This window comes from Mycobacterium neumannii (genome assembly GCF_048452905.1).
GTDB lineage: Bacteria > Actinomycetota > Actinomycetes > Mycobacteriales > Mycobacteriaceae > Mycobacterium > Mycobacterium neumannii_B.
This window is the reverse complement of the sequence record NZ_JBCGVF010000007.1, coordinates 145,928-166,273: the sequence shown is the minus strand read 5'-3', so window position 1 is coordinate 166,273 and position 20,346 is coordinate 145,928. Positions and strand designations below refer to the sequence as shown.

19 protein-coding genes and 1 tRNA gene are annotated in these 20,346 nt (G+C 66.7%); 13 read left to right on the top strand and 7 right to left on the bottom strand.

All coding sequences use genetic code 11. The features are described from left to right. The first annotated feature begins 4 nt into the window (after nt 1-4). From macS to AAHH99_RS21070, 5 genes are all read left to right on the top strand, one after another. Nucleotides 5-1,132: a MacS family sensor histidine kinase gene (macS, locus tag AAHH99_RS21090; RefSeq protein ID WP_418770440.1), complete on the top strand. Its 1,128-nt coding sequence runs from the start codon at nt 5-7 to the stop codon at nt 1,130-1,132. After that, the gene (locus AAHH99_RS21085) at nt 1,105-1,758 is read left to right on the top strand and encodes a response regulator (protein WP_064395588.1); all 654 of its coding nucleotides are present in this window, start codon (nt 1,105-1,107) and stop codon (nt 1,756-1,758) included. The genes macS and AAHH99_RS21085 overlap by 28 nt, the downstream gene beginning before the upstream one ends. Before the next feature lie 43 nt (nt 1,759-1,801). After that, entirely contained in the window at nt 1,802-3,577 is a 1,776-nt protein-coding gene (locus AAHH99_RS21080; protein ID WP_418770439.1) for a DUF2339 domain-containing protein, read from the top strand. A 54-nt stretch (nt 3,578-3,631) separates the two neighbouring features. Continuing rightward, complete coding sequence (locus AAHH99_RS21075; RefSeq protein WP_418770438.1) at nt 3,632-4,123, top strand: Dps family protein; 492 nt, start codon at nt 3,632-3,634, stop codon at nt 4,121-4,123. A gap of 132 nt (nt 4,124-4,255) precedes the next feature. Further along, complete coding sequence (locus tag AAHH99_RS21070; RefSeq protein ID WP_418770437.1) at nt 4,256-4,705, top strand: SRPBCC family protein; 450 nt, start codon at nt 4,256-4,258, stop codon at nt 4,703-4,705. On the opposite strand, the gene AAHH99_RS21065 is transcribed toward AAHH99_RS21070, so the two are convergent. Both AAHH99_RS21065 and AAHH99_RS21060 read right to left on the bottom strand, forming a co-directional pair. Then, a complete protein-coding gene (locus tag AAHH99_RS21065; RefSeq protein WP_418770726.1) occupies nt 4,680-5,981 on the bottom strand; it encodes an adenylate/guanylate cyclase domain-containing protein in 1,302 nt (433 codons plus the stop codon). The two genes, AAHH99_RS21070 and AAHH99_RS21065, sit on opposite strands and share 26 nt — an antisense overlap. Nucleotides 5,982-6,031: 50 nt before the next feature. Beyond that, a tRNA-Leu gene (locus AAHH99_RS21060) sits at nt 6,032-6,105 on the bottom strand. 92 nt (nt 6,106-6,197) lie between these two features. On the opposite strand from AAHH99_RS21060, the gene AAHH99_RS21055 reads away from it, so the two are divergent. From AAHH99_RS21055 to AAHH99_RS21030, 6 genes are all read left to right on the top strand, one after another. Beyond that, on the top strand, nt 6,198-6,830 hold the full coding sequence (locus AAHH99_RS21055) for an ANTAR domain-containing response regulator (RefSeq protein WP_418770436.1): 633 nt from the start codon (nt 6,198-6,200) through the stop codon (nt 6,828-6,830). Nucleotides 6,831-7,018: 188 nt separating this feature from the next. Continuing rightward, nucleotides 7,019-8,233 (top strand): branched-chain amino acid ABC transporter substrate-binding protein, encoded by a 1,215-nt coding sequence (locus tag AAHH99_RS21050; protein ID WP_418770435.1) that lies wholly within the window; start codon nt 7,019-7,021, stop codon nt 8,231-8,233. A gap of 82 nt (nt 8,234-8,315) precedes the next feature. Further along, a complete protein-coding gene (locus AAHH99_RS21045; protein ID WP_418770434.1) occupies nt 8,316-9,362 on the top strand; it encodes a branched-chain amino acid ABC transporter permease in 1,047 nt (348 codons plus the stop codon). After that, entirely contained in the window at nt 9,359-10,528 is a 1,170-nt protein-coding gene (locus AAHH99_RS21040) for a branched-chain amino acid ABC transporter permease (RefSeq protein ID WP_418770433.1), read from the top strand. Before AAHH99_RS21045 ends, AAHH99_RS21040 begins: the two co-directional genes overlap by 4 nt. Continuing rightward, entirely contained in the window at nt 10,525-11,352 is an 828-nt protein-coding gene (locus AAHH99_RS21035) for an ABC transporter ATP-binding protein (RefSeq protein WP_418770432.1), read from the top strand. The genes AAHH99_RS21040 and AAHH99_RS21035 overlap by 4 nt, the downstream gene beginning before the upstream one ends. Then, complete coding sequence (locus tag AAHH99_RS21030) at nt 11,336-12,100, top strand: ABC transporter ATP-binding protein (RefSeq protein WP_418770431.1); 765 nt, start codon at nt 11,336-11,338, stop codon at nt 12,098-12,100. The genes AAHH99_RS21035 and AAHH99_RS21030 overlap by 17 nt, the downstream gene beginning before the upstream one ends. On the opposite strand, the gene AAHH99_RS21025 is transcribed toward AAHH99_RS21030, so the two are convergent. Genes AAHH99_RS21025 through AAHH99_RS21010 form a run of 4 tightly spaced genes read right to left on the bottom strand, consistent with a single transcriptional unit; the run spans nt 12,101 to nt 14,619 of the window. Further along, nucleotides 12,101-12,322, bottom strand: a complete 222-nt coding sequence (locus tag AAHH99_RS21025; RefSeq protein WP_418770725.1) for a DUF167 domain-containing protein — start codon at nt 12,320-12,322, stop codon at nt 12,101-12,103. It lies immediately after the preceding gene. Further along, complete coding sequence (locus AAHH99_RS21020; protein ID WP_418770430.1) at nt 12,319-12,948, bottom strand: TIGR02206 family membrane protein; 630 nt, start codon at nt 12,946-12,948, stop codon at nt 12,319-12,321. Before AAHH99_RS21020 ends, AAHH99_RS21025 begins: the two co-directional genes overlap by 4 nt. A 37-nt stretch (nt 12,949-12,985) precedes the next feature. Continuing rightward, the gene (locus tag AAHH99_RS21015; protein ID WP_418770429.1) at nt 12,986-14,185 is read right to left on the bottom strand and encodes a lipid-transfer protein; all 1,200 of its coding nucleotides are present in this window, start codon (nt 14,183-14,185) and stop codon (nt 12,986-12,988) included. Then, on the bottom strand, nt 14,182-14,619 hold the full coding sequence (locus AAHH99_RS21010; protein WP_418770428.1) for a Zn-ribbon domain-containing OB-fold protein: 438 nt from the start codon (nt 14,617-14,619) through the stop codon (nt 14,182-14,184). The genes AAHH99_RS21015 and AAHH99_RS21010 overlap by 4 nt, the downstream gene beginning before the upstream one ends. A 266-nt stretch (nt 14,620-14,885) precedes the next feature. On the opposite strand from AAHH99_RS21010, the gene polA reads away from it, so the two are divergent. Then, nucleotides 14,886-17,546 carry a DNA polymerase I gene (gene polA, locus AAHH99_RS21005; RefSeq protein ID WP_418770724.1) on the top strand — a complete coding sequence of 887 codons (2,661 nt, stop codon included), beginning with the start codon at nt 14,886-14,888 and terminating at the stop codon, nt 17,544-17,546. Here the strand turns inward: polA and AAHH99_RS21000 are convergent. Continuing rightward, complete coding sequence (locus AAHH99_RS21000; protein ID WP_418770723.1) at nt 17,543-18,703, bottom strand: PrsW family intramembrane metalloprotease; 1,161 nt, start codon at nt 18,701-18,703, stop codon at nt 17,543-17,545. The two genes, polA and AAHH99_RS21000, sit on opposite strands and share 4 nt — an antisense overlap. 156 nt (nt 18,704-18,859) lie before the next feature. Here AAHH99_RS21000 and rpsA point away from each other — a divergent pair, with 156 nt between their 5' ends. Then, the gene (gene rpsA / locus AAHH99_RS20995) at nt 18,860-20,308 is read left to right on the top strand and encodes a 30S ribosomal protein S1 (protein ID WP_066850194.1); all 1,449 of its coding nucleotides are present in this window, start codon (nt 18,860-18,862) and stop codon (nt 20,306-20,308) included. Nucleotides 20,309-20,346: the final 38 nt, after the last annotated feature.

Genomic DNA, 20,346 nt, shown 5'->3' with positions numbered 1-20,346 from the left:
ACAGATGTCGGCCAACGCCCCGGATCCGGCCACCCCGCTGTGGCGGGCGGCCCAGGTGTTCCGATTGCTGAGTTGCCTCTACGCGCTCGGATTCCAGGTGTCGGTGAACCCTGACCTGGACCGCCCGGGCGTGGCGTGGGCGTTGTTCGCGGTGTTGCTGGGGTTCAGTGCGCTGTGCGCCGTCGCCTATCTGCAGGGGTTCGGCCGACGCCCGGCGTTCGTGCTGGTCGAGGTCGTGGTGGTCGTGGCGTTGATCCTGTCGACCGAGGTGGTCGCCTCGTCGCAGTGGGCGTTCGACAACCAGTCGTGGCCGACGACGTTGTGGGCGACCAACGCGACCATCTCGGCAGCGATCGTCGCGGGGCCGATCGCGGGCATGTTCACCGGCGTGCTCGTGATGGTGGCCAGCACCGTCGTCAAGGGCTTCATCAACTACGACCTCGGCCGCAACGCGACGATCGTGATCGAACTCGCCGTCGGCCTGGCGGTGGGGATGGCCGCGCAGACTGCCCGACGGGCCCATTCCGAGCTGGAGCAGGCGACCCGGCTGGCCGCGGCCCACCAGGAGCGCGAGAGGTTGTCGCGGGAGGTGCACGACGGTGCCATCCAGGTGCTCGCGCTGGTCTCGCGTCGCGGCCGCGAAATCGGGGGAGCCACAGCCGAACTCGCTGAACTCGCGGGCGAGCAGGAGCGCGCGCTGAGGCGGTTGGTCAGCTCCGCTGACGCCGAACCGCGCGTCGGGACGATGAGAGACGTCGGCGCGTTGTTGCGGCAGCGAGCGTCCGACCGCGTATCGGTCAGCCTGCCCGCCGAACCCGTACTGCTCGACGCCGTCGTGGCCACCGAGTTGTCCGCCGCGGTTGTCAACGCGCTCGACAATGTGGTCGCGCACGCCGGGCCGGACGCTCATGCCTATGTGCTGCTCGAAGACCTCGGCGACACGATCACGGTGAGTATCCGTGACGACGGCACCGGGATTCCCGAAGGGCGGCTCGAGGAGGCGATGCGCGAGGGCCGCATCGGTGTCGCGAAATCGATTGTCGGACGGATGGACTGGCTCGGTGGCAGCGCCAAGCTGACCACAGCGCCGGAGAGCGGGACGGAATGGGAACTGACGCTACCCCGACGGTGATGGTCGTCGACGACCATCCCATCTGGCGCGACGCGGTGGCCCGCGACCTCGAAGAGGACGGTTTCACCGTGGTCGCCACGGCCGACGGCGTCGGCGCTGCGCGGCGCCGCGCCGCGGCGGTCCAGCCCGATGTCGTGGTGATGGACATGCGGCTCGCCGACGGTGACGGCGCGCAGGCGACCGCGGAAGTGCTCGCCGTATCGCCGTCGTCGAAAATCCTTGTGCTGTCGGCATCCGACGAACGTGAGGACGTGCTCGAGGCGGTGAAGGCCGGGGCGACCGGGTATCTGGTGAAGAGCGCGTCGAAGCAGGAACTCGGGGATGCGGTGCGCGCGACCGCCGAGGGCAGGGCCGTCTTCACCCCCGGCCTGGCAGGCCTGGTGCTCGGCGAGTATCGGCGGATCGCCCAGAATCGCGGCGGGCCGGAGACGCCGAGCTTGACCGAGCGGGAGACCGAGATCCTTCGCTACGTCGCCAAAGGGTTGACCGCCAAACAGATCGCGGCGCGGTTGTCGCTGAGCCACCGCACCGTCGAGAACCACGTGCAGGCCACGTTCCGCAAGCTGCAGGTCGCCAATCGCGTCGAGTTGGCGAGATATGCGATCGAACACGGGTTGGACGAGTAGTCCTACTCATCCGGGGAGGCCGTCGCGCTGTGACGATGGCTGCATGACCGAACCACAGCGTGCCGTCGTCGCCCGCCTGTCCGCTGATGTCGCCGCGATCTCCGCGTACCTGGCGAGGGTGTCGTCGGACTTGACCGAGCTCGACCGGCAGCTGACGTCGTCACCGCAACACGAGCGGCAACACCAGCCGCATGCCTACACGGCGCCGCCGGATTATCCGACGTATCACGCTGCGCCCAGAGCGTCTTCCCCTCAGCCGGCTGCGCCATCACCGACGCCTGCGGCTGCGCCTTCGTCCCGGGACGAAGGCTGGATCGGCAAGCTGCTGGCGGTCGCAGGTGTCGCGGTGACACTGATCGGGGTGGTGTTTCTCCTCGTGCTGGCCGCGCAGGCGGGCCTGTTGAGGCCGGAGATCCGCGTCGCGGCCGGGGCGGTGCTGGCCGGTGGACTTGTGGGCGCAGGCTGGTGGCTGTATCGCAGGCCCGGCGGCCGCACCGGTGCCGTCGCCTTGGCGGCGACCGGTATCGCCGCGGCGTACATGGACGTCATCGCGTTGACAACGATCTATGACTGGGTGGCCCCGCCCGCCGGACTGGTACTCGCCGCGTTGATCGGCGGCGGCGGGCTCACGCTGGCCCGGCGCTGGAACTCCGAGCAGCTGGGGCTGCTCGTACTGGTGCCGTTGTTGGTGCTGGCGCCGATCGTGGTCGGTGGTGTGACGCTGCTGCTCGTGGCGTTCATGCTCGCGCTGTCCGCGGCCTCGCTGCCCGTGCAGATCGGCAAGGATTGGCTCTGGCTGCACGCCGCCCGCATCGCGGCGGGCACGCTGCCGCTGCTGGCGGCGCTCATCGGCGTGTATTTCGACGACGGCCGCGATCCGTGGCTGGTCGGTGCGTGCGGCATCGGGGCGCTGCTCGCGATCGCCGGCGCGCTGATCCTGCTGCCGGGTACGGCCAACAAGTCGGCGATGGCTGTGCTGACGGGGGCGGGTTTGCTGCCTGTGCTGTCGGTCGCGCTGGCCGTCGACCGCATCGTCGCGGCGCTGATGGCGGCCGCACTGGCGGCCGCACTGCTTGCCATCGTGCTCATCAGCGACCGGCTGCCGGGTGTGGACGGCGCGGTGCGACGCATCTGGACGGTGCTCTCCGCACTGTCGGCGCTGATCGCGGTGGTCGTCGCGTTCGACGGCCCGATCGCGGGGCCGGTCCTGTTGGCGATGGCGCTGGTGGTCGCGACGGCAGGGCGCCAACACGTCATGGCCAAGGCGATCTCGATCGGCTTCGCGGTCGTGGGTGCCGTCTACTACGTGAACTGGGCTCCGCCGGACACTCTGATGCGGGGGACGTCGACCAGCGGCGGGGTGGCGGCGTCGACGCTGATCGCGAGCGTCCTGCTGATCGCGTGGTCGGTGACGATCGTATGGGCGTTCGACCGCAGGAACTCGGCCTTGTGGGCGGTCGCGGCCGCGGTAGCCGGATATGCGGTCACCACGTTCGCCGTCACGGCCGGCGTGTTGGTCGGCGGCACCGACAGCGGCTTCTACGCCGGTCACATGGCGGCGACCATCTGCTGGATCGGTCTGGCCGCCGCGTTGTTCGGCTACGCGGCGCGGTTGACCCGAACCGACCGCCCGGTTCCGATTGCGGGGGGACTGGCGCTGGTGGCCGCGGCGGTGGCGAAGCTGTTCCTGTTCGACCTGGGCACCCTCGACGGCATCTTCCGGGTCGTGGTGTTCATCGTCGTCGGTCTGGTGCTGTTGGGCATGGGCGCCGGATATGCCCGTCTCCTGGACAAGCAGGACCAACAAAATGGCCTCTGACCAGGACTTGTGTTAAACTGGAATCAGTCTAGAAAAGGAGGCGTTGTACCGATCATGACCACAACAACACGTCGTTCAGAAGCAGACATCCAGGCATTCGAGGCCTCGCCGGAACTCAGCGACAGCCTGCAGCGGGTTCTGGTCGATCTGATCGAGCTGAATCTTCAGGGCAAGCAGGCGCACTGGAACATCGTCGGCACCAACTTCCGCGACCTCCATCTACAACTCGACGAACTCGTCGACTTCGCCCGTGAGGGCAGCGACACCATCGCCGAGCGGATGCGTGCGATGGAGGCCTGGCCCGATGGCCGGTCGGATACGGTCACCGCCAGCACCTCGCTGCCACAGTTCCCCGCCTACGCGGTAAGCACGCAGGACGCGGTCGACTTGATCACGGGTCGGGTATACGCCGCGGTCGACACCATGCGTCAGGTTCACGACGCGGTGGACGCCGAGGACCCGACCTCCGCCGACATCCTCCATCAGCTGATCGAGGGTCTCGAGAAGCTGGCCTGGCTGATCAAGTCCGAGAACCGCAAGGTCTAGAGGGACTGCCGACGCCGCGACCAACCACGCCGCGACCGTGCGTTTTACTACGCCGGTCGCGGCGTTTTGCGTATGCAACGGCACAGTCGCGGGGGTGAGTCGATTCGCAGCGAACGGGGTATATCTCCCGCCGTGACTGTGACTCGCGATATTCACGCTTCCCGTCAGCAGGTCTGGGACGTCATGGCCGACGGATGGACGTACTCACAATGGGTGGTCGGCAACAGCCGGATGCGCGCTGTCGACCCGAACTGGCCGGCACCCGGATCCGAGATTCGCCATTCGATAGGCGTCTGGCCGTTGTTGCTCAACGACGTCACCGTGGTGGAGAAGAGCGCGCCGCCCGAGGAGTTGGTGCTGCACGCCAAGGGCCGGCCTTTTGGAGGCGCACGAATCACTCTGCGGCTGCACGACATTCCCGACGGATGCCGGGTGGAGATGACGGAGGTCCCGGTGAGCGGACTCGCAGCGGTTATGCCGAGCAAGCTGTCCGACATTGCCGTCTTCCCCCGTAACCGGGAGACTTTGTGGCGGCTGGCCTCGCTGGCCGAGCGGCTCAAACCGACTGAGGTCGACGACTGAGCGGTTCGAGTTCGACCGCGTCGCGCACGGCCGCGTCGTCGCGGCGTCCGACGAGGTACCACGTCGTCATGACGCCCTTGCCTTTGACCTCGACTTCGCCACGAGGCTCCAGCACGAAGGTGCTGCGCAGGCGTTCGTAGACGTCCTGGGGCACCTGGATGCGCCCCTCGACGTCGGTGGTCTCCATCCGGGATGCGACGTTGACCGCGTCGCCCCACACGTCGTAGAAGAACTTGCGGGCCCCGACGACCCCGGCTACGACCGGTCCCGCGGCCAGGCCGATCCGCAACGGCACCTTGCGTCCGCGCGGGTCACGCAGGTCGGCGACGGCGTCGGCCATGTCGAGCGCCAGGCACGCCAGTGCTTCGAGGTGATCCGGCCGGGGATGCGGCACACCGCTGACCACCATGTACGAGTCGCCGCTGGTTTTGACCTTCTCCAACCCGTGACGGTCGACGAGTGCGTCCAGATCCGTGTAGAGCCGGTCAAGGAAGCGCACCAGATCACAGGGATTGGTGTCGCTGGCCCGCTCGGTGTACCCGGCGATGTCGGCGAACAGGATCGACGCGTCGTCGTACCTGTCGGCGATGACCGTGCGGGTCGGGTCCTTGAGCCGCTCGGCGATGGTCGCGGGCAGGATGTTGGCCAGCAGACGTTCGGAGCGTTCGTATTCGGCCTCCATCGCCAACCGCGCCCGGCGGAGCTCCCGCAGCGCGAACCACAGGGTGGCGACCACGAGGATCCACGCGGTGGCCACGGTAAGGATGAACGAGGTCGTGCGGGCCCAATCCGGTTGAATGCCGGTGTTTTCGGGGACGAGGTACTCCAGCGCCACCACCGTCACCGCGCCCAACGCCGCCAGTACGGAAGCCAGCACGATGTGGTCGATCCCGAGAATGACCACCACGATCGCGGCCGCGGCGACGAAGTAGAACTGCAGCCCCGACCCCGTGCCCAGCTGTATGCACTGGATCGCGATGGTCACGTACGCGACTGTGAAGAACACCAGCGGTGCGACGAGTTCGCCGAACCGGCACAGCAGCGGAATCGTCGCGAACGCCACGGCACTGACGAGGCTGAGGACCGGGATCCACCACACCTCGACACCGACGAGCAGACCCTGGAAACCGAAGAAGGCGCTGATCGCCGCACTGATCATTGCGGTGACGTCGAGCACCCGGCGGCGTCGCACGGACCTTTCCGCTTGGTGCCGAACCCGGGCGGGCGTCCGGTTCTCCAGCGCCACGTCGGGCACGCAGACCGGCCGCAGCCTCATCTCCACGACTAGAGCGTAACGCCGAACGGGATCGACCTGCTGATTCTCGGTGCCCTCGGTGAGACTCGAACTCACACTGTCACGATTTTGAGTCGTGTGCCTCTGCCAATTGGGCTACGAGGGCTGTAGTCGTTGTACGGCTCTGTTGCGCGGCTTACCACCTTAGATGATGCCCCGAACTCGCTGAACGGCACTGCTACCGCCACAATGGCTTCCATGGCAACCGCTGCTGGGGCACCACCTGAGGCCGTGAAGGCCCGCCGTGTGCTCGTCGCCGAGGACGAAGCGCTCATCCGGATGGACTTGGCCGAGATGCTCCGCGAAGAGGGCTACGAGATCGTCGGCGAGGCCGGCGACGGCCAGGAGGCCGTCGATCTCGCCGAGAGCCTCAAGCCCGACCTCGTGATCATGGACGTCAAGATGCCCCGCCGCGACGGCATCGACGCGGCGGCCGAGATCGCCAGCAAGCGCATTGCGCCGATCGTCATCCTGACCGCGTTCAGCCAACGAGAACTGGTCGAACGCGCCAGGGATGCCGGTGCCATGGCCTACCTGGTCAAACCCTTCACCGTCACCGACCTCATCCCGGCCATCGAGGTCGCGGTGAGCCGCTTCGGCGAGATCGCCGCGCTGGAGCAGGAAGTGGCCACGCTGTCCGACCGGCTGGAGACGCGCAAGCTCGTCGAACGGGCCAAAGGTTTGCTGCAGGCCAAACAGGGGATGACCGAGCCCGAGGCGTTCAAGTGGATTCAACGCGCCGCGATGGACCGGCGCACCACCATGAAACGCGTCGCCGAAGTGGTCCTCGAAACCCTCGACACGTCGAGCGACGCGTCGGAGCCGAGCTAACCCCCGACTCCGCCACCCCGTAAAAACTGCGTTTCCGATGGCGCGGTTTGACAGCGACGGCCGCGACGCGTCGTTCAACACCAAGCACCAGCGCCGAGCGTTGGCTATGGTCTTCCCGGAACGTCGCCGCCCCCGCCCGCCGGGCTGAGGCGCTGGAGCTGACTAACACAACGACCCGGAGGTGAAGCGTGCGCGGTCGCATGGCACGGAAAGCATTTGCTATCAGCAGCGCTGGTCTGGTCGTGCTCGGCATAGCCGGCTGCCAACAGGCCGAGCCGACCGAGGGTGGTGAGGCACAGACCGATCTGAAGATCGTCGAACAGGTACAGATCGATGAGAACGGCGCCGAGGTCAAGGCCGATGAGAGCGCCGCGCCTGCCGACCCCGCTGGTGACGGCAACGCGCAGTGCCCGCCGGTGTCGCTGGCGATGGCCGGGGCGCTCAACGGTCCCGACGCGGCACTGGGCATCAACATCAAGAACGGCATCCAGCTGGCCGTGGATAAGCACAACGCCGCGAACCCGGGCTGCCAGGTCCAGTTGAAGACCTTCGACACCGAGGGCGATCCGCAGAAGGCCACCCAGATCGCACCGCAGATCATCAACGACGCCTCCACCATCGGTCTGATCGGTCCCGCGTTCTCCGGTGAGACCATGGCCACCGGCGACGTCTTCAATCAGGCCGGCCTCGTGGCCGCCACGGCCTCGGCCACCAACGTGACGCTGTCCGACAAGGGCTGGCGGACCTTCTTCCGCGGTCTGGGCAACGACGGCGTGCAGGGTCCGTCGGTCGCCAACTATCTGAAGAACACCCTCGGCCACAAGAAGGTCTGCGTCGTCGACGACAGCACGGACTACGGCCTGGGCCTGGCGCAGACCGTTCGCGAGACGCTCGGCTCGGTGGCCGACTCGTCCTGCAACATCTCGGTCAAGAAGGGCGACAAGGACTTCTCGGCGGCCGTGACCCAGATCAAGGGCGCCACCCCGGACTCGGTGTTCTTCAGCGGTTACTACGCCGAAGCGGCGCCGTTCGTGCAGCAGCTGCGGGACGGCGGGTACGAGGGAACGTTCGCCAGCGCCGACGGCACCAAGGATCCCGAGTTCGTCAAGCAGGCCGGCGACGCGGCCAAGGACGCCGTGCTGTCCTGCCCGTGCGGCCCGGCCACCGGCGGCTTCGCCGACGAGTACAACAAGAAGTTCAACCAGGAACCGGGCACCTACAGCAGCGAGGGCTACGACCTGGGCACCATCCTGCTGAAGGGCATCGACTCGGGTGCCGTCACCCGGCCCGCGCTGCTCGACTTCGTCCGCAATTACGACGGTCGCGGTGTGGCCCGGCAGTACCAGTGGACTCCGAACGGCGAGCTGACCACCAGCTTGATCTGGATTTACAAAGTTCAATAGCCGCTGAGGCGAACGCGTCCGAGACCGAAAGGCTCGGACGCGTTTTCGCTAGAGGCCCGTTCCCGCGAGGAGCCGCCACCGGATGACCGGGATCCCACCCGAGTGCGTCGACCAGTACACCTGCTTGGCCGCCAACATCAGCTTCAACCTCGACGGGTTGCGAGACGGCTTCTGGCAGTTGACGATCGACGGACTGTCGTGGGGGGCCATCTACGCGCTGGTGGCCGTCGGCTACACGTTGGTCTACGGCGTGCTGAAGCTGATCAACTTCGCGCATTCGGAAGTGTTCATGTTCGGCATGTTCGGCGCGTACTTCTGCCTCGACATGATCCTGGGTTTCACACCGAGCGGTAACACCTACAACAGGGGTATCGCCCTGACGGTGCTATATCTCGGTATCGCCATGCTGTTCGCGATGGCGGTGTCCGGCGCCACCGCGGTCGGCCTGGAGGCGGTGGCCTACCGACCGCTGCGACGACGCAAGGCCGACCGACTGTCGTTTCTCATCACCGCGATCGGCATGTCGTTCGTGCTACAGGAATTCGTACACTTCATCCTGCCCAAGATCATCGACGGGTACGGCGGATCCAATGCGCAACAACCGATCCGGCTCGTCGCACCCGAAACCCAGTTCACGGTGTTCGGTTCGGCGGTCTCCAACATCACGCTGATCATCGTCGGTGCGGCGCTGATTCTCGCCCTGATGACCGATCTGACCATCAACCGAACCAGGTTCGGCCGCGGGATTCGGGCGGTGGCCCAGGACCCGGATACCGCGACCCTGATGGGCGTCTCGCGCGAACGCATCATCATGACGACGTTCCTGATCGGCGGCCTGCTGGCCGGGGCGGCCGCGCTGCTGTACACGCTGAAGGTGCCGCAGGGCATCATCTACTCCGGCGGCTTCCTACTCGGCATCAAGGCGTTCTCGGCCGCGGTCCTGGGCGGCATCGGCAACCTGCGCGGCGCCCTGCTGGGCGGCCTGCTGCTCGGCATCATGGAGAACTACGGGCAGGCCGTGTTCGGGACCCAGTGGCGTGACGTCGTCGCCTTCGTGCTGCTGGTTCTCGTTCTGTTCTTCAGGCCGACGGGAATACTCGGCGAAAGCCTCGGGAAGGCGCGAGCATGAGGGCCAGCGAGAAGGTCTTGGCACCCGGCGACGCACTGCGTCGTTGGTGGGACGGCCTTTCCCGCGCGCAGAAGTGGGGCTTCGGGCTGATCGCCTTCGGCCTGCTCGCGCTGCTGCCGCTGTTTCCGCCACCGTTCCTGAACACGCCGAACATCAGCTTCGGCGGCACCATGGCGCAGTTCGCGATGGTCGCGATCATCGCGATCGGCCTCAACGTCGTCGTCGGCCAGGCCGGTCTGCTCGACCTCGGCTACGTCGGGTTCTACGCCGTGGGCGCGTATACCGTTGCGCTGCTGACCAGTCCGAACAGTCCGTGGAACAAGATGGGCGCCACGGGATGGTTCAACGAGGACTGGGCGTGGCTCGCGTGTGTACCGCTGGCGATGGCGATCACCGCGCTGACGGGTCTGATCCTGGGGACGCCGACGCTGAGGTTGCGCGGCGACTATTTGGCGATCGTCACGCTGGGCTTCGGCGAGATCATTCGCCTGATGGCCGACAACCTCTCGGAGGTGACCAACGGGCCGCGCGGCCTGAACGAGGTCGCCTATCCGCGGGTGGGGGCGAGCGAACGCGTGCCCGACGGCGTCTTCTCGAGCGGCAACTCCGCGGGCGACGCCAACTACGGGACCTGGTGGTTCTGGCTGGGCATCGTGCTGATGATCGGCATCCTGATGCTGGTGGGCAACCTCGAACGCAGCCGCGTGGGACGCGCCTGGATCGCGGTCCGCGAGGACGAGGACGCCGCGGAAGTGATGGGCGTCAACACGTTCCGGTTCAAGCTGTGGGCCTTCGTCATCGGCGCGGCGATCGGCGGGCTGTCGGGCGCGCTGTACGCCGGTCAGGTGCAGTTCGTGGCCCCGCCGACGTTCAACATCATCAACTCGATGCTGTTCCTGTGCGCCGTGGTACTCGGCGGGCAGGGCAACAAGCTCGGCGTGGTGGTCGGCGCGTTCATCATCGTCTACCTGCCGAACCGACTGCTGGGGGTGGAGCTCCTCGGCATCAACCTCGGTGACCTGAAGTATCTGTTCTTCGGGCTGGCGCTGGTGGTGTTGATGATCTTCCGTCCACAGGGGCTGTTCCCCGCGCGAGCGCAGTTGCTGGCCTACGGCAAGGCCGCCCGCGACCTGCTTCGCTCGCCGGAGAAGGAATCTGCGCGATGACCATCGAAGAGCTGGCGGGTGTGCACCGCGAGATCGAGGCCGCCGAGGGTGAAGTCCTTTTGCGGACAACCGATCTCACGATGAAGTTCGGCGGGCTGACGGCCCTGGACTCGGTGTCGTTCGACATCCGCCGCGGTGAGATTCTCGGCATGATCGGGCCGAACGGCGCAGGCAAGACCACGTGCTTCAACGCGATCACGGGCGTGTACCGACCCACGTCGGGCACCGTCACGTTCGACGGCGCGCCGCTGGGCCGGATCAAACGCCACCAGATCACCCGCCGCGGTATCGCCCGCACCTTCCAGAACATCCGGTTGTGGGGCGAGATGACGGCTCTGGAGAACGTCATGGTCGGCACCGACGCCAGGCACTTCACCTCGGTGCCGGGCGCGCTGGTCCGCTCCCCGCGCCACCGCCGCGAGGAGCGGTCGGCCATCGAGAGGTCCGCGGCGCTGCTGCATTTCGTCGGGATCGCGCACCGCGGCGAGGAGAAGGCGAAGAACCTGTCGTACGGCGATCAGCGCCGGCTGGAGATCGCGCGGGCGCTGGCCACCGAACCGAAACTGCTGTGTCTGGACGAACCGGCCGCAGGGTTCAACCCGCGCGAGAAGGCCGCCTTGATCGAACTGATCCAGAAGATCCGCGACGACGGCTACACGGTGCTGCTGATCGAACACGATATGAGGCTGGTGATGGGCGTGACCGATCGCATCGTGGTGCTGGAGTTCGGGCGCAAGATCGCCGACGGCCTGCCTTCCGACATCCGCGAGGACCCGAAGGTCATCGCAGCCTATCTGGGGGTGCCCGATGACAGCCTTGAATGAAGGGCCGAGTGAGCAGGCCTCCGAACGGCCCGTCATCCTCGAGTTACGCGACATCGTCGTGCAGTACGGCAGAATCCGTGCACTGCACGGTATTTCGCTGAGGGTCCACGAGGGTGAGCTCGTCACGCTGCTCGGCTCAAACGGCGCCGGTAAGACGACCACCATGCGTGCGATCTCGGGGCTGCTGCCCGTGACGTCGGGTTCGATATGGTTCGAGGGTCAGGACATCAGCAAGGTCAAGGCCCATCAACGCGTGATCCAGGGGTTGGTGCAGGCGCCAGAGGGGCGTGGGGTGTTCCCGGGGATGACGGTCGTGGAAAACCTCGAAATGGGTTGTTACGGCCGTAAATTCTCCTCCCGCTCCGAGCACAGGCAACGGCTGGACTGGATCCTGGAGACGTTCCCTCGGTTGGCGGAACGCCGCAGCCAGGTCGGCGGCACGCTGTCGGGTGGCGAGCAGCAGATGCTCGCGATCGGCCGCGCGCTGATGGCCAGGCCGCGGGTGTTGCTGCTCGACGAGCCGTCCATGGGCCTGGCGCCGATGGTGATCTCGCAGATCTTCAGGATCATCGCGGATATCAACGCACAGGGCACCACGGTGCTGCTGGTGGAGCAGAACGCGCAGCAGGCGCTGAGCCGGTCCGACCGCGCCTACATCCTCGAGACCGGTGAGGTCACGCGCACCGGGGATGCCCGGGAGCTGTTGAACGACGACAGCATTCGCGCCGCCTACCTCGGTGTCGCCTGATCAGCTGACCTCGAAGCGCTTGATCCGCGACGCGGCGCCCGATACCAGCTTGAGCCGGCTTGGCGCGACGCCCAGGTGCTCGGCGAGCAGTTTGGTGACGGCCTTGGTGGCCTTGCCCTCGACGGCTCGCTCCCGCACGTAGACCGTCAGCTCGCCGGCGTCGCCGACCTCCACCAGCGGGCCTTTCGCGCTGCCGGGCTTGACCCGGACGACGACGATCATCGCCGCCGCACCCAGGGCCATGTCATCAACGCCCACACGGCGAAGACCAGCGCCGCGGTGCTCACGATGTAGACCGGCCACGGCCCGAGGACGTCCAACACCGAAGCGGTCTCCGGTTTGTAGTTCGTGAAGCCGTAATTGGTGTCGGCGATCCTGTTGAACACGACGGTCACCACCGCCCACCCGCTGGTGACCGCCACCGCCAGCCGGTAGTCGCGCCAGTCGGGCCGCATGCCGCGGCCCCACGTCAGATAGATCGCCGCCCACACCACGAGCAGGTGGATCGCATAGAACGCGAGGAAGCGGTAGTGCGGAAAGTCCGGGCCCCGCAACACCGGTGAGATCAACGCCTGCACGCTCAGCACCAGACCCCAGTAGTAGGTGAAGGCATACGCCCACTGCCGCTGGGACCACAGCGCGTAGGCCGCGACGACGGTCGCCAGGTCGGTGAGCTGAAGCGGCACCGAACCCGCGAGGGTCGGAGGCACCAAGTTGTAGATCAGGATCGCACCGTAGATCAGCGCGGTCAGCCCGCCGAGCGTACGGCCCCACCGCTGCGCCTGGGCGTCCGTCTGCCGGCGACCAGCCCACACCAGCCCGACGGCGCCGACCACGAACACGGCCATGGCGCCCCAGTAGGAGGGGCCGTACGGTTCGAACTGCCTAGCGAGCAACAATCACGGACGAGCCGTGTCCGAACAGGCCCTGGTTGGCGGTGACGCCGACCGTCGCGCCTTCGACCTGGCGGCCGGTCGCCTGCCCCTTCAGTTGCCAGGTCAACTCGCACACCTGCGCAATGGCCTGTGCCGGAATGGCTTCGCCGAAGCACGCCAGGCCGCCGGATGGGTTGACCGGGATCTTCCCGCCGATCGCCGTCGCACCGCTGCGCAGCAACTGCTCGGCCTCGCCCCTCGGGCACAGGCCCAGGTGCTCGTACCAGTCGAGTTCGAGCGCGGTGGACAGGTCATACACCTCGGCGAGGCTCAAGTCCTCCGGCCCGATGCCGGCTTCGGCGTAGGCGGCGTCGAGGATCTGGTCCTTGAACACCCGCTCGGGCGCATCCACCACTGCCGTGGAATCCGTTGCGATGTCCGGCAATTCGGGCAGATGCTGCGGGTACTGCGGTGTCACCGTGCTGACGGCTCGCACCGACGGAACCCCGTCGACGGAGCCCAGATGCTTTTCGGCGAACGACTTGCTCGACACCACCAGCGCGGCTGCGCCGTCCGATGTCGCGCAGATGTCAAGCAGCCGTAGGGGATCGGAGACCACCGGGCTGGCGAGCACATCGTCGATCGTGGCTTCCTTGCGGTAGCGCGCGTTCGGGTTGTCCAACCCGTGCTTGGCGTTCTTCACCTTCACCGCGGCGAAATCCTCCAGCGTGGCTCCGTAGAGGTCCATGCGCCGGCGCGCCAGCAGGGCGAAGTAGACGGTGTTGGTGGCGCCGATCAGGTGGAAGCGCTGCCAGTCGGGGTCGTTCTTGCGCTCACCGCCGACCGGGGCGAAGAAGCCCTTCGGGGTGGTGTCGGCGCCGATCACGAGCGCCACATCGCAGAATCCGGCGAGGATGTGGGCGCGGGCACTCTGCAGCGCCTGAGAACCGCTGGCGCACGCGGCGTAACTCGACGACACGGGCACACCGTTCCAGCCCAGCTTCTGCGCGAACGTCGAGCCGGCCACGAATCCGGGGTAGCCGTTGCGGATCGTGTCCGCTCCCGCGACGAGCTGAATCTGCCGCCAGTCCAGGCCCGCCTCGGCCAGCGCGGCCCGCGCGGCGACGACGCCATACTCGGTGAAGTCGCGCCCCCATTTGCCCCACGGGTGCATGCCTGCGCCGAGGATGTACAGCGGTTCGGGACTCATGACGCAGGCCTCCATGCGTAGACGACACGTTCGACACCTTCGTCGTCGACGAACAACGGCATCGTGGTCAGCTCCATCTCCATACCGACCTTCAGGTCGGCGGCCAAGGTACCCTCGACGACCTTGCCCAGCACGATCAGGCCCTCGTCGGCGAGCTGCACTGCGGCAACGGCGAAGGGCTCGAAGGGATCCGGCGCCGGGTACGGCGGTGGGGGAGCGTAACGGTTCTCGGTGTAGCTCCACAGAGTTCCGCGCCGAGACAGCGGCACCTGCGCCAGTTCGTCACCGTCGCACGCGGGGTTGGGACAGTTGTTGGCGCGGGGCGGGAACACATACGTGCCGCATTTGTGGCACTTGCCGCCGATCAGATAGGGCTCTCCGGACCCGTCGGTGGCGAACCAACCGTCGATCGCGGGCTGAGTGGAAGCTGACACCCGCTCAGAGTACCGAGTGGAGCGGCAGAACTGAAACGTGTTCCAGTTCAGTGGGACGTGGGGTCTGTCCGCCGTGAGCGTGCCAATTCATCCGACCGCGCCGGCGAGTCGCGGATGAAACCGCACATCCACGGGCCACGTCGGTCGCCGCGGCGGTGGCCTCGATGTCGGCGGCGGTGCCTAGAGTTAGGGCCGTGAGCCCTGCCACCACCGCCACCGGCAAGAAGAAGACGGCGTCCCAGCCGACGGACCAGAAGCCGACATTGATGTTGCTCGACGGCAATTCGCTGGCATACCGGGCGTTCTACGCACTGCCCGCCGAGAACTTCAAGACACAGGGCGGGCTCACCACCAACGCGGTGTACGGCTTCACCGCCATGTTGATCAACCTGCTGCGCGACGAGCAGCCCAGCCACATCGCCGCCGCGTTCGACGTGTCGCGCCAGACGTTTCGCGTGGACAAGTACCCCGAGTACAAGGCCGGCCGCTCGTCGACGCCCGATGAGTTCCGCGGCCAGATCGACATCACCAAGGAGGTGCTCGGCGCGCTGGGCATCACCGTGCTCGCCGAACCGGGCTTCGAGGCCGACGACATCATCGCCACACTGGCCACGCAGGCCGAGCAGGGCGGTTATCGGGTCCTGGTGGTCTCCGGCGACCGCGACTCGCTGCAGTTGGTCAGCGATGACGTCACGGTGCTGTACCCCCGCAAGGGCGTCAGCGAGCTCACCCGGTTCACGCCGGAGGCGGTGCTGGACAAGTACGGCTTGACTCCCCAGCAGTACCCCGACTTCGCGGCGCTGCGCGGCGACCCCAGCGACAACCTGCCCGGCATCCCCGGCGTCGGTGAGAAGACGGCGACCAAGTGGATCGCGGAGTTCGGCTCACTGCAGGCGTTGGTCGACAACGTCGACACCGTCAAAGGCAAGGTCGGCGACGCGTTGCGGGCCAACCTGTCCAGCGTCGTGCTCAATCGGGAACTGACCGATCTGGTCAGGGACGTCCCGCTGCCGCAGACCCCTGACACCCTGCGCATGCAGCCCTGGGACCGCGACCAGATCCACCGGCTGTTCGACGACCTGGAGTTCCGCGTCCTGCGCGATCGGCTGTTCGACACGCTGGCCTCGGCGGATCCCGAGGTCGACCAGGGCTTCGACGTCCGCGGCGGGGCGCTGGAACCGGGAGAGCTGGCCGCGTGGCTGGCCGAGCACAGCTCGGGCAAGCGGTTCGGCCTGGCCGTCGTCGGCACGCATCTCGCGTTCGACGCGGACGCGACGGCGTTGGGCATCGTTGCCGCCGACGGCGACGGGCGCTACATCGACACCGCCACGCTGACCGAGGACGACGAGGCTGCCCTTGCCTCCTGGCTCGCCGACCCCGGCCCGCCGAAAGCGCTTCACGAGGCCAAGCTGGCGATGCACGACATCGAGGGCCGCGGGTGGAAGCTCGCGGGCGTCACGTCGGACACCGCGCTCGCCGCGTACCTCGTGCGGCCAGGGCAGCGCAGTTTCACGCTCGACGACCTCTCGCTGCGTTACCTGAAGCGCGAGCTGCGCGCCGAAAACCCGGAACAGCAACAACTTTCGTTGCTCGACGACAATGACGGCGTCGATGACCAGGCCGTGCAGACCGTGATCCTGCGGGCCAGCGCGGTGATGGACCTGGCCGACGCGCTCGACGAGGAACTCGCCCGCATCGACTCGCTGGCGCTGCTCAACAACATGGAGTTGCCGGTGCAGCGGGTGCTGGCCGAAATGGAGACCGCGGGCATCGCGGTGGACCTCGAGCAACTTGGGCAGCTGCAGAGCGAATTCGCCGACCACATCCGCGACGCGGCCGAGGCGGCGTACGCGGTGATCGGCAAGCAGATCAACCTCGGCTCGCCGAAGCAGCTGCAGGTGGTGTTGTTCGACGAGCTGGAGATGCCCAAGACCAAGCGCACGAAGACCGGGTACACCACCGACGCCGACGCCCTGCAATCCCTGTTCGACAAGACCGGCCACCCGTTCCTGCAACATCTGCTGACCCACCGCGATGCGACGCGGTTGAAGGTCACCGTCGACGGGCTGCTCAATTCGGTGGCGTCTGACGGCCGTATTCACACCACCTTCAACCAAACCATCGCGGCCACCGGGCGGTTGTCGTCGACCGAGCCGAATCTGCAGAACATCCCGATCCGCACCGACGCCGGCCGCCGAATCCGCGACGCCTTCGTGGTGGGCAAGGGTTATGCGGAGCTGATGACCGCGGACTACAGCCAGATCGAGATGCGCATCATGGCCCACCTGTCCAAGGACGAGGGCCTGATCGAAGCTTTCAACACCGGCGAGGACCTCCACTCCTTCGTCGCATCACGGGCGTTCTCGGTGCCGATCGACGAGGTCACCGCCGAACTGCGGCGCCGGGTCAAGGCGATGTCGTACGGGCTTGCCTACGGGCTGAGCGCCTACGGGCTGGCCGCCCAGCTCAAGATCTCCACCGAAGAAGCCAAGGTTCAGATGGAGCAGTACTTCGACCGCTTCGGCGGGGTGCGCGACTACCTGCGCAACGTGGTGGACCAGGCGCGCAAGGACGGCTACACGTCGACGGTGTTCGGCAGGCGGCGCTATCTGCCGGAATTGGACAGCAGCAACCGCAACGTGCGCGAGGCCGCCGAGCGTGCCGCGCTCAACGCGCCGATCCAGGGCAGCGCCGCCGACATCATCAAGGTCGCGATGATCAATGTCGACACGGCGCTCAAAGAGGCGGGGCTGACATCGCGGATGCTGCTCCAGGTGCACGACGAGCTGCTGTTCGAGGTCGCCGACGGTGAACGCGACGCGGTCGAGGCGCTGGTCCGCGAGCAGATGGGCAACGCCTACCCGCTTGACGTGCCGCTGGAGGTCAGCGTCGGTTACGGGCGTAGCTGGGACGCCGCAGCCCACTAGCGGGCGTAAGGCGCCAACTGCTGCAGCACCGGCGCAGCCGCGCGGGCGGCGTAGAGCGCGTAGGTCTCCTCGACCAGCATCGCCTGCACGCGCGGATCGCTGAACCCGCGGTCGATGCGGTCGCGCACGAACGCCAACTCGACGACCTGGCCGGCGAACCGTTTGACCGCGTTGCGAGCGGGGCGCCCTCCCTGCCGGGCGGCCTGGGCGAGCGCCAGCTTGCGGTGCCGTAGCGAGCCCAGCCAGCTGGCCTCGGCCGGCGTGACCAGGCCGGCCTGCACCATGCCCGGCAGCTTGCTGGCGACGATCGCCTGCTCGCGACGCCGACTCTGCACGCCCAGGACGATCGCCAGCGCGAACAGCGGCATCATCCAGTACAGGTAAACCCCGAGATACCACTCGACGCCCAGCAGCGACGAACCGTTCCACAGTGCGTGGGTGAATACCGCCGCCAGGTAACCCAGCAGAACGGCGCCGGCCTTAGCGGAGGCGTCGCGGCGGTGCAGGGCGAAGTAGACGCCGATCCCGAAGAACGTGGTGAACAGCGAATGCGCGAACGGTGCCATGACCAGTCGCAGCGCGGCTGTCAGCAGCGATTCGCCGAGCGATTCGCCGCTGGCGATGTAGAGGATGTCCTCTAACCAGGCGAATCCCGCGCCGACCAACCCCGCGTACACCAGACAGTCGGTCAGGGAGTTCAGCTCGCGGCGGCGGCGGCCGGTCATCATGACCAACAGGAACGCGCCCTTGGCCGCTTCCTCGATGACCGGGGCGATGACCACCACCGAGACCGCGCTGACTCCGTCGGAGTCACCCGTCACGATCAACGACTCGAGGTAGAGGCCCAGGATCACCGACAACACCACCGCGACAGAGGCACCCCACAGGAACGCGAAGGCCAACAACCGCGGCGGTTCGGGCTCGAAGCGGTCGAGCCACACATAGGCCAGGACCACGACCACCATGGCCAGGCTCGACAGCACCAGCCCGATCCCGGCCCCGACGGGATTCAGCGCCGTCAGCCCGATGATGATGAGCCCGACCACGGTGGCGAGGAGAATGAGCACCGCGAGCGGCGCACCGACCTTGCGGACCTTGCGTTGGAACGGTGGCGCAGGCAGCCAGGGTTGATGCGGGGCGCCGGGATGTGACACCAGAGCAGACTAGCGGCCGGTGGGGACCGAGTTTGTCCAGCATGTGCCCAGTCGAGTAACCTCTACGGGTACCTGTCTGTGGTTTTCGTCATCTTCTGCGGCGGGTAACACCAATAACAACTGTCCCTACGATCAAACCTGTCCGGAGCAACCCACCACATGCCAAGTCCCTCCGTCACCTCGCCGCAAGTAGCCGTCAACGACATCGGCTCGAGCGAGGACTTTCTCGCCGCCATCGACAAGACCATCAAGTACTTCAACGATGGCGACATCGTCGAGGGAACCATCGTCAAGGTTGACCGGGACGAAGTCCTGCTCGACATCGGTTACAAGACCGAAGGCGTCATCCCGTCCCGAGAACTTTCCATCAAGCACGACGTCGACCCGAACGAGGTCGTTTCCGTAGGCGATGAGGTCGAAGCCCTGGTCCTCACCAAGGAGGACAAAGAAGGCCGTCTGATCCTGTCCAAGAAGCGCGCTCAGTACGAGCGGGCCTGGGGCACCATCGAAGAGCTCAAAGAGAAGGACGAGGCCGTCAAGGGCACCGTCATCGAGGTCGTCAAGGGCGGCCTGATCCTCGACATCGGCCTCCGTGGCTTCCTGCCCGCGTCGCTGGTCGAGATGCGTCGCGTCCGCGATCTGCAGCCGTACATCGGCAAGGAGATCGAGGCCAAGATCATCGAGCTCGACAAGAACCGCAACAATGTCGTGCTGAGCCGCCGCGCGTGGCTGGAGCAGACCCAGTCCGAGGTCCGCAGCGAGTTCCTCAACCAGCTGCAGAAGGGCGCGATCCGCAAGGGCGTCGTCAGCAGCATCGTCAACTTCGGTGCGTTCGTCGATCTCGGCGGCGTCGACGGCCTGGTGCACGTTTCCGAGCTGTCCTGGAAGCACATCGACCACCCGTCCGAGGTGGTTCAGGTGGGCGACGAGGTCACCGTCGAGGTGCTCGACGTCGACATGGACCGCGAGCGGGTTTCGTTGTCGCTCAAGGCGACTCAGGAAGACCCGTGGCGCCACTTCGCCCGCACCCATGCGATCGGCCAGATCGTGCCGGGCAAGGTCACCAAGCTGGTTCCGTTCGGCGCGTTCGTCCGCGTCGAGGAGGGCATCGAGGGCCTGGTGCACATCTCCGAGTTGTCCGAGCGCCACGTCGAGGTCCCGGATCAGGTGGTGCAGGTCGGCGACGACGCGATGGTCAAGGTCATCGACATCGACCTGGAGCGTCGCCGTATCTCGCTGAGCCTCAAGCAGGCCAACGAGGATTACACCGAGGAGTTCGACCCGAGCAAGTACGGCATGGCCGACAGCTACGACGAGCAGGGCAACTACATCTTCCCGGAGGGCTTCGACTCCGAGACCAACGAATGGCTCGAGGGTTTCGAGAAGCAGCGTGAGGAGTGGGAGTCCCGCTACGCCGAGGCCGAGCGCCGGCACAAGATGCACACCGCGCAGATGGAGAAGTTCGCCGCTGCTGAAGCAGAAGCTGTCGAGGCGTCCGGTTCCAGGTCCAACGGCGCTTCACGCGGCGAGGAGCAGTCGGCAGGCGGCTCGCTGGCCAGCGACGCCCAGCTCGCGGCGCTGCGTGAGAAGCTCGCAGGCAACGCCTAACTCGTAACGACCGAAGGCCCCGGCTCACCGAGCCGGGG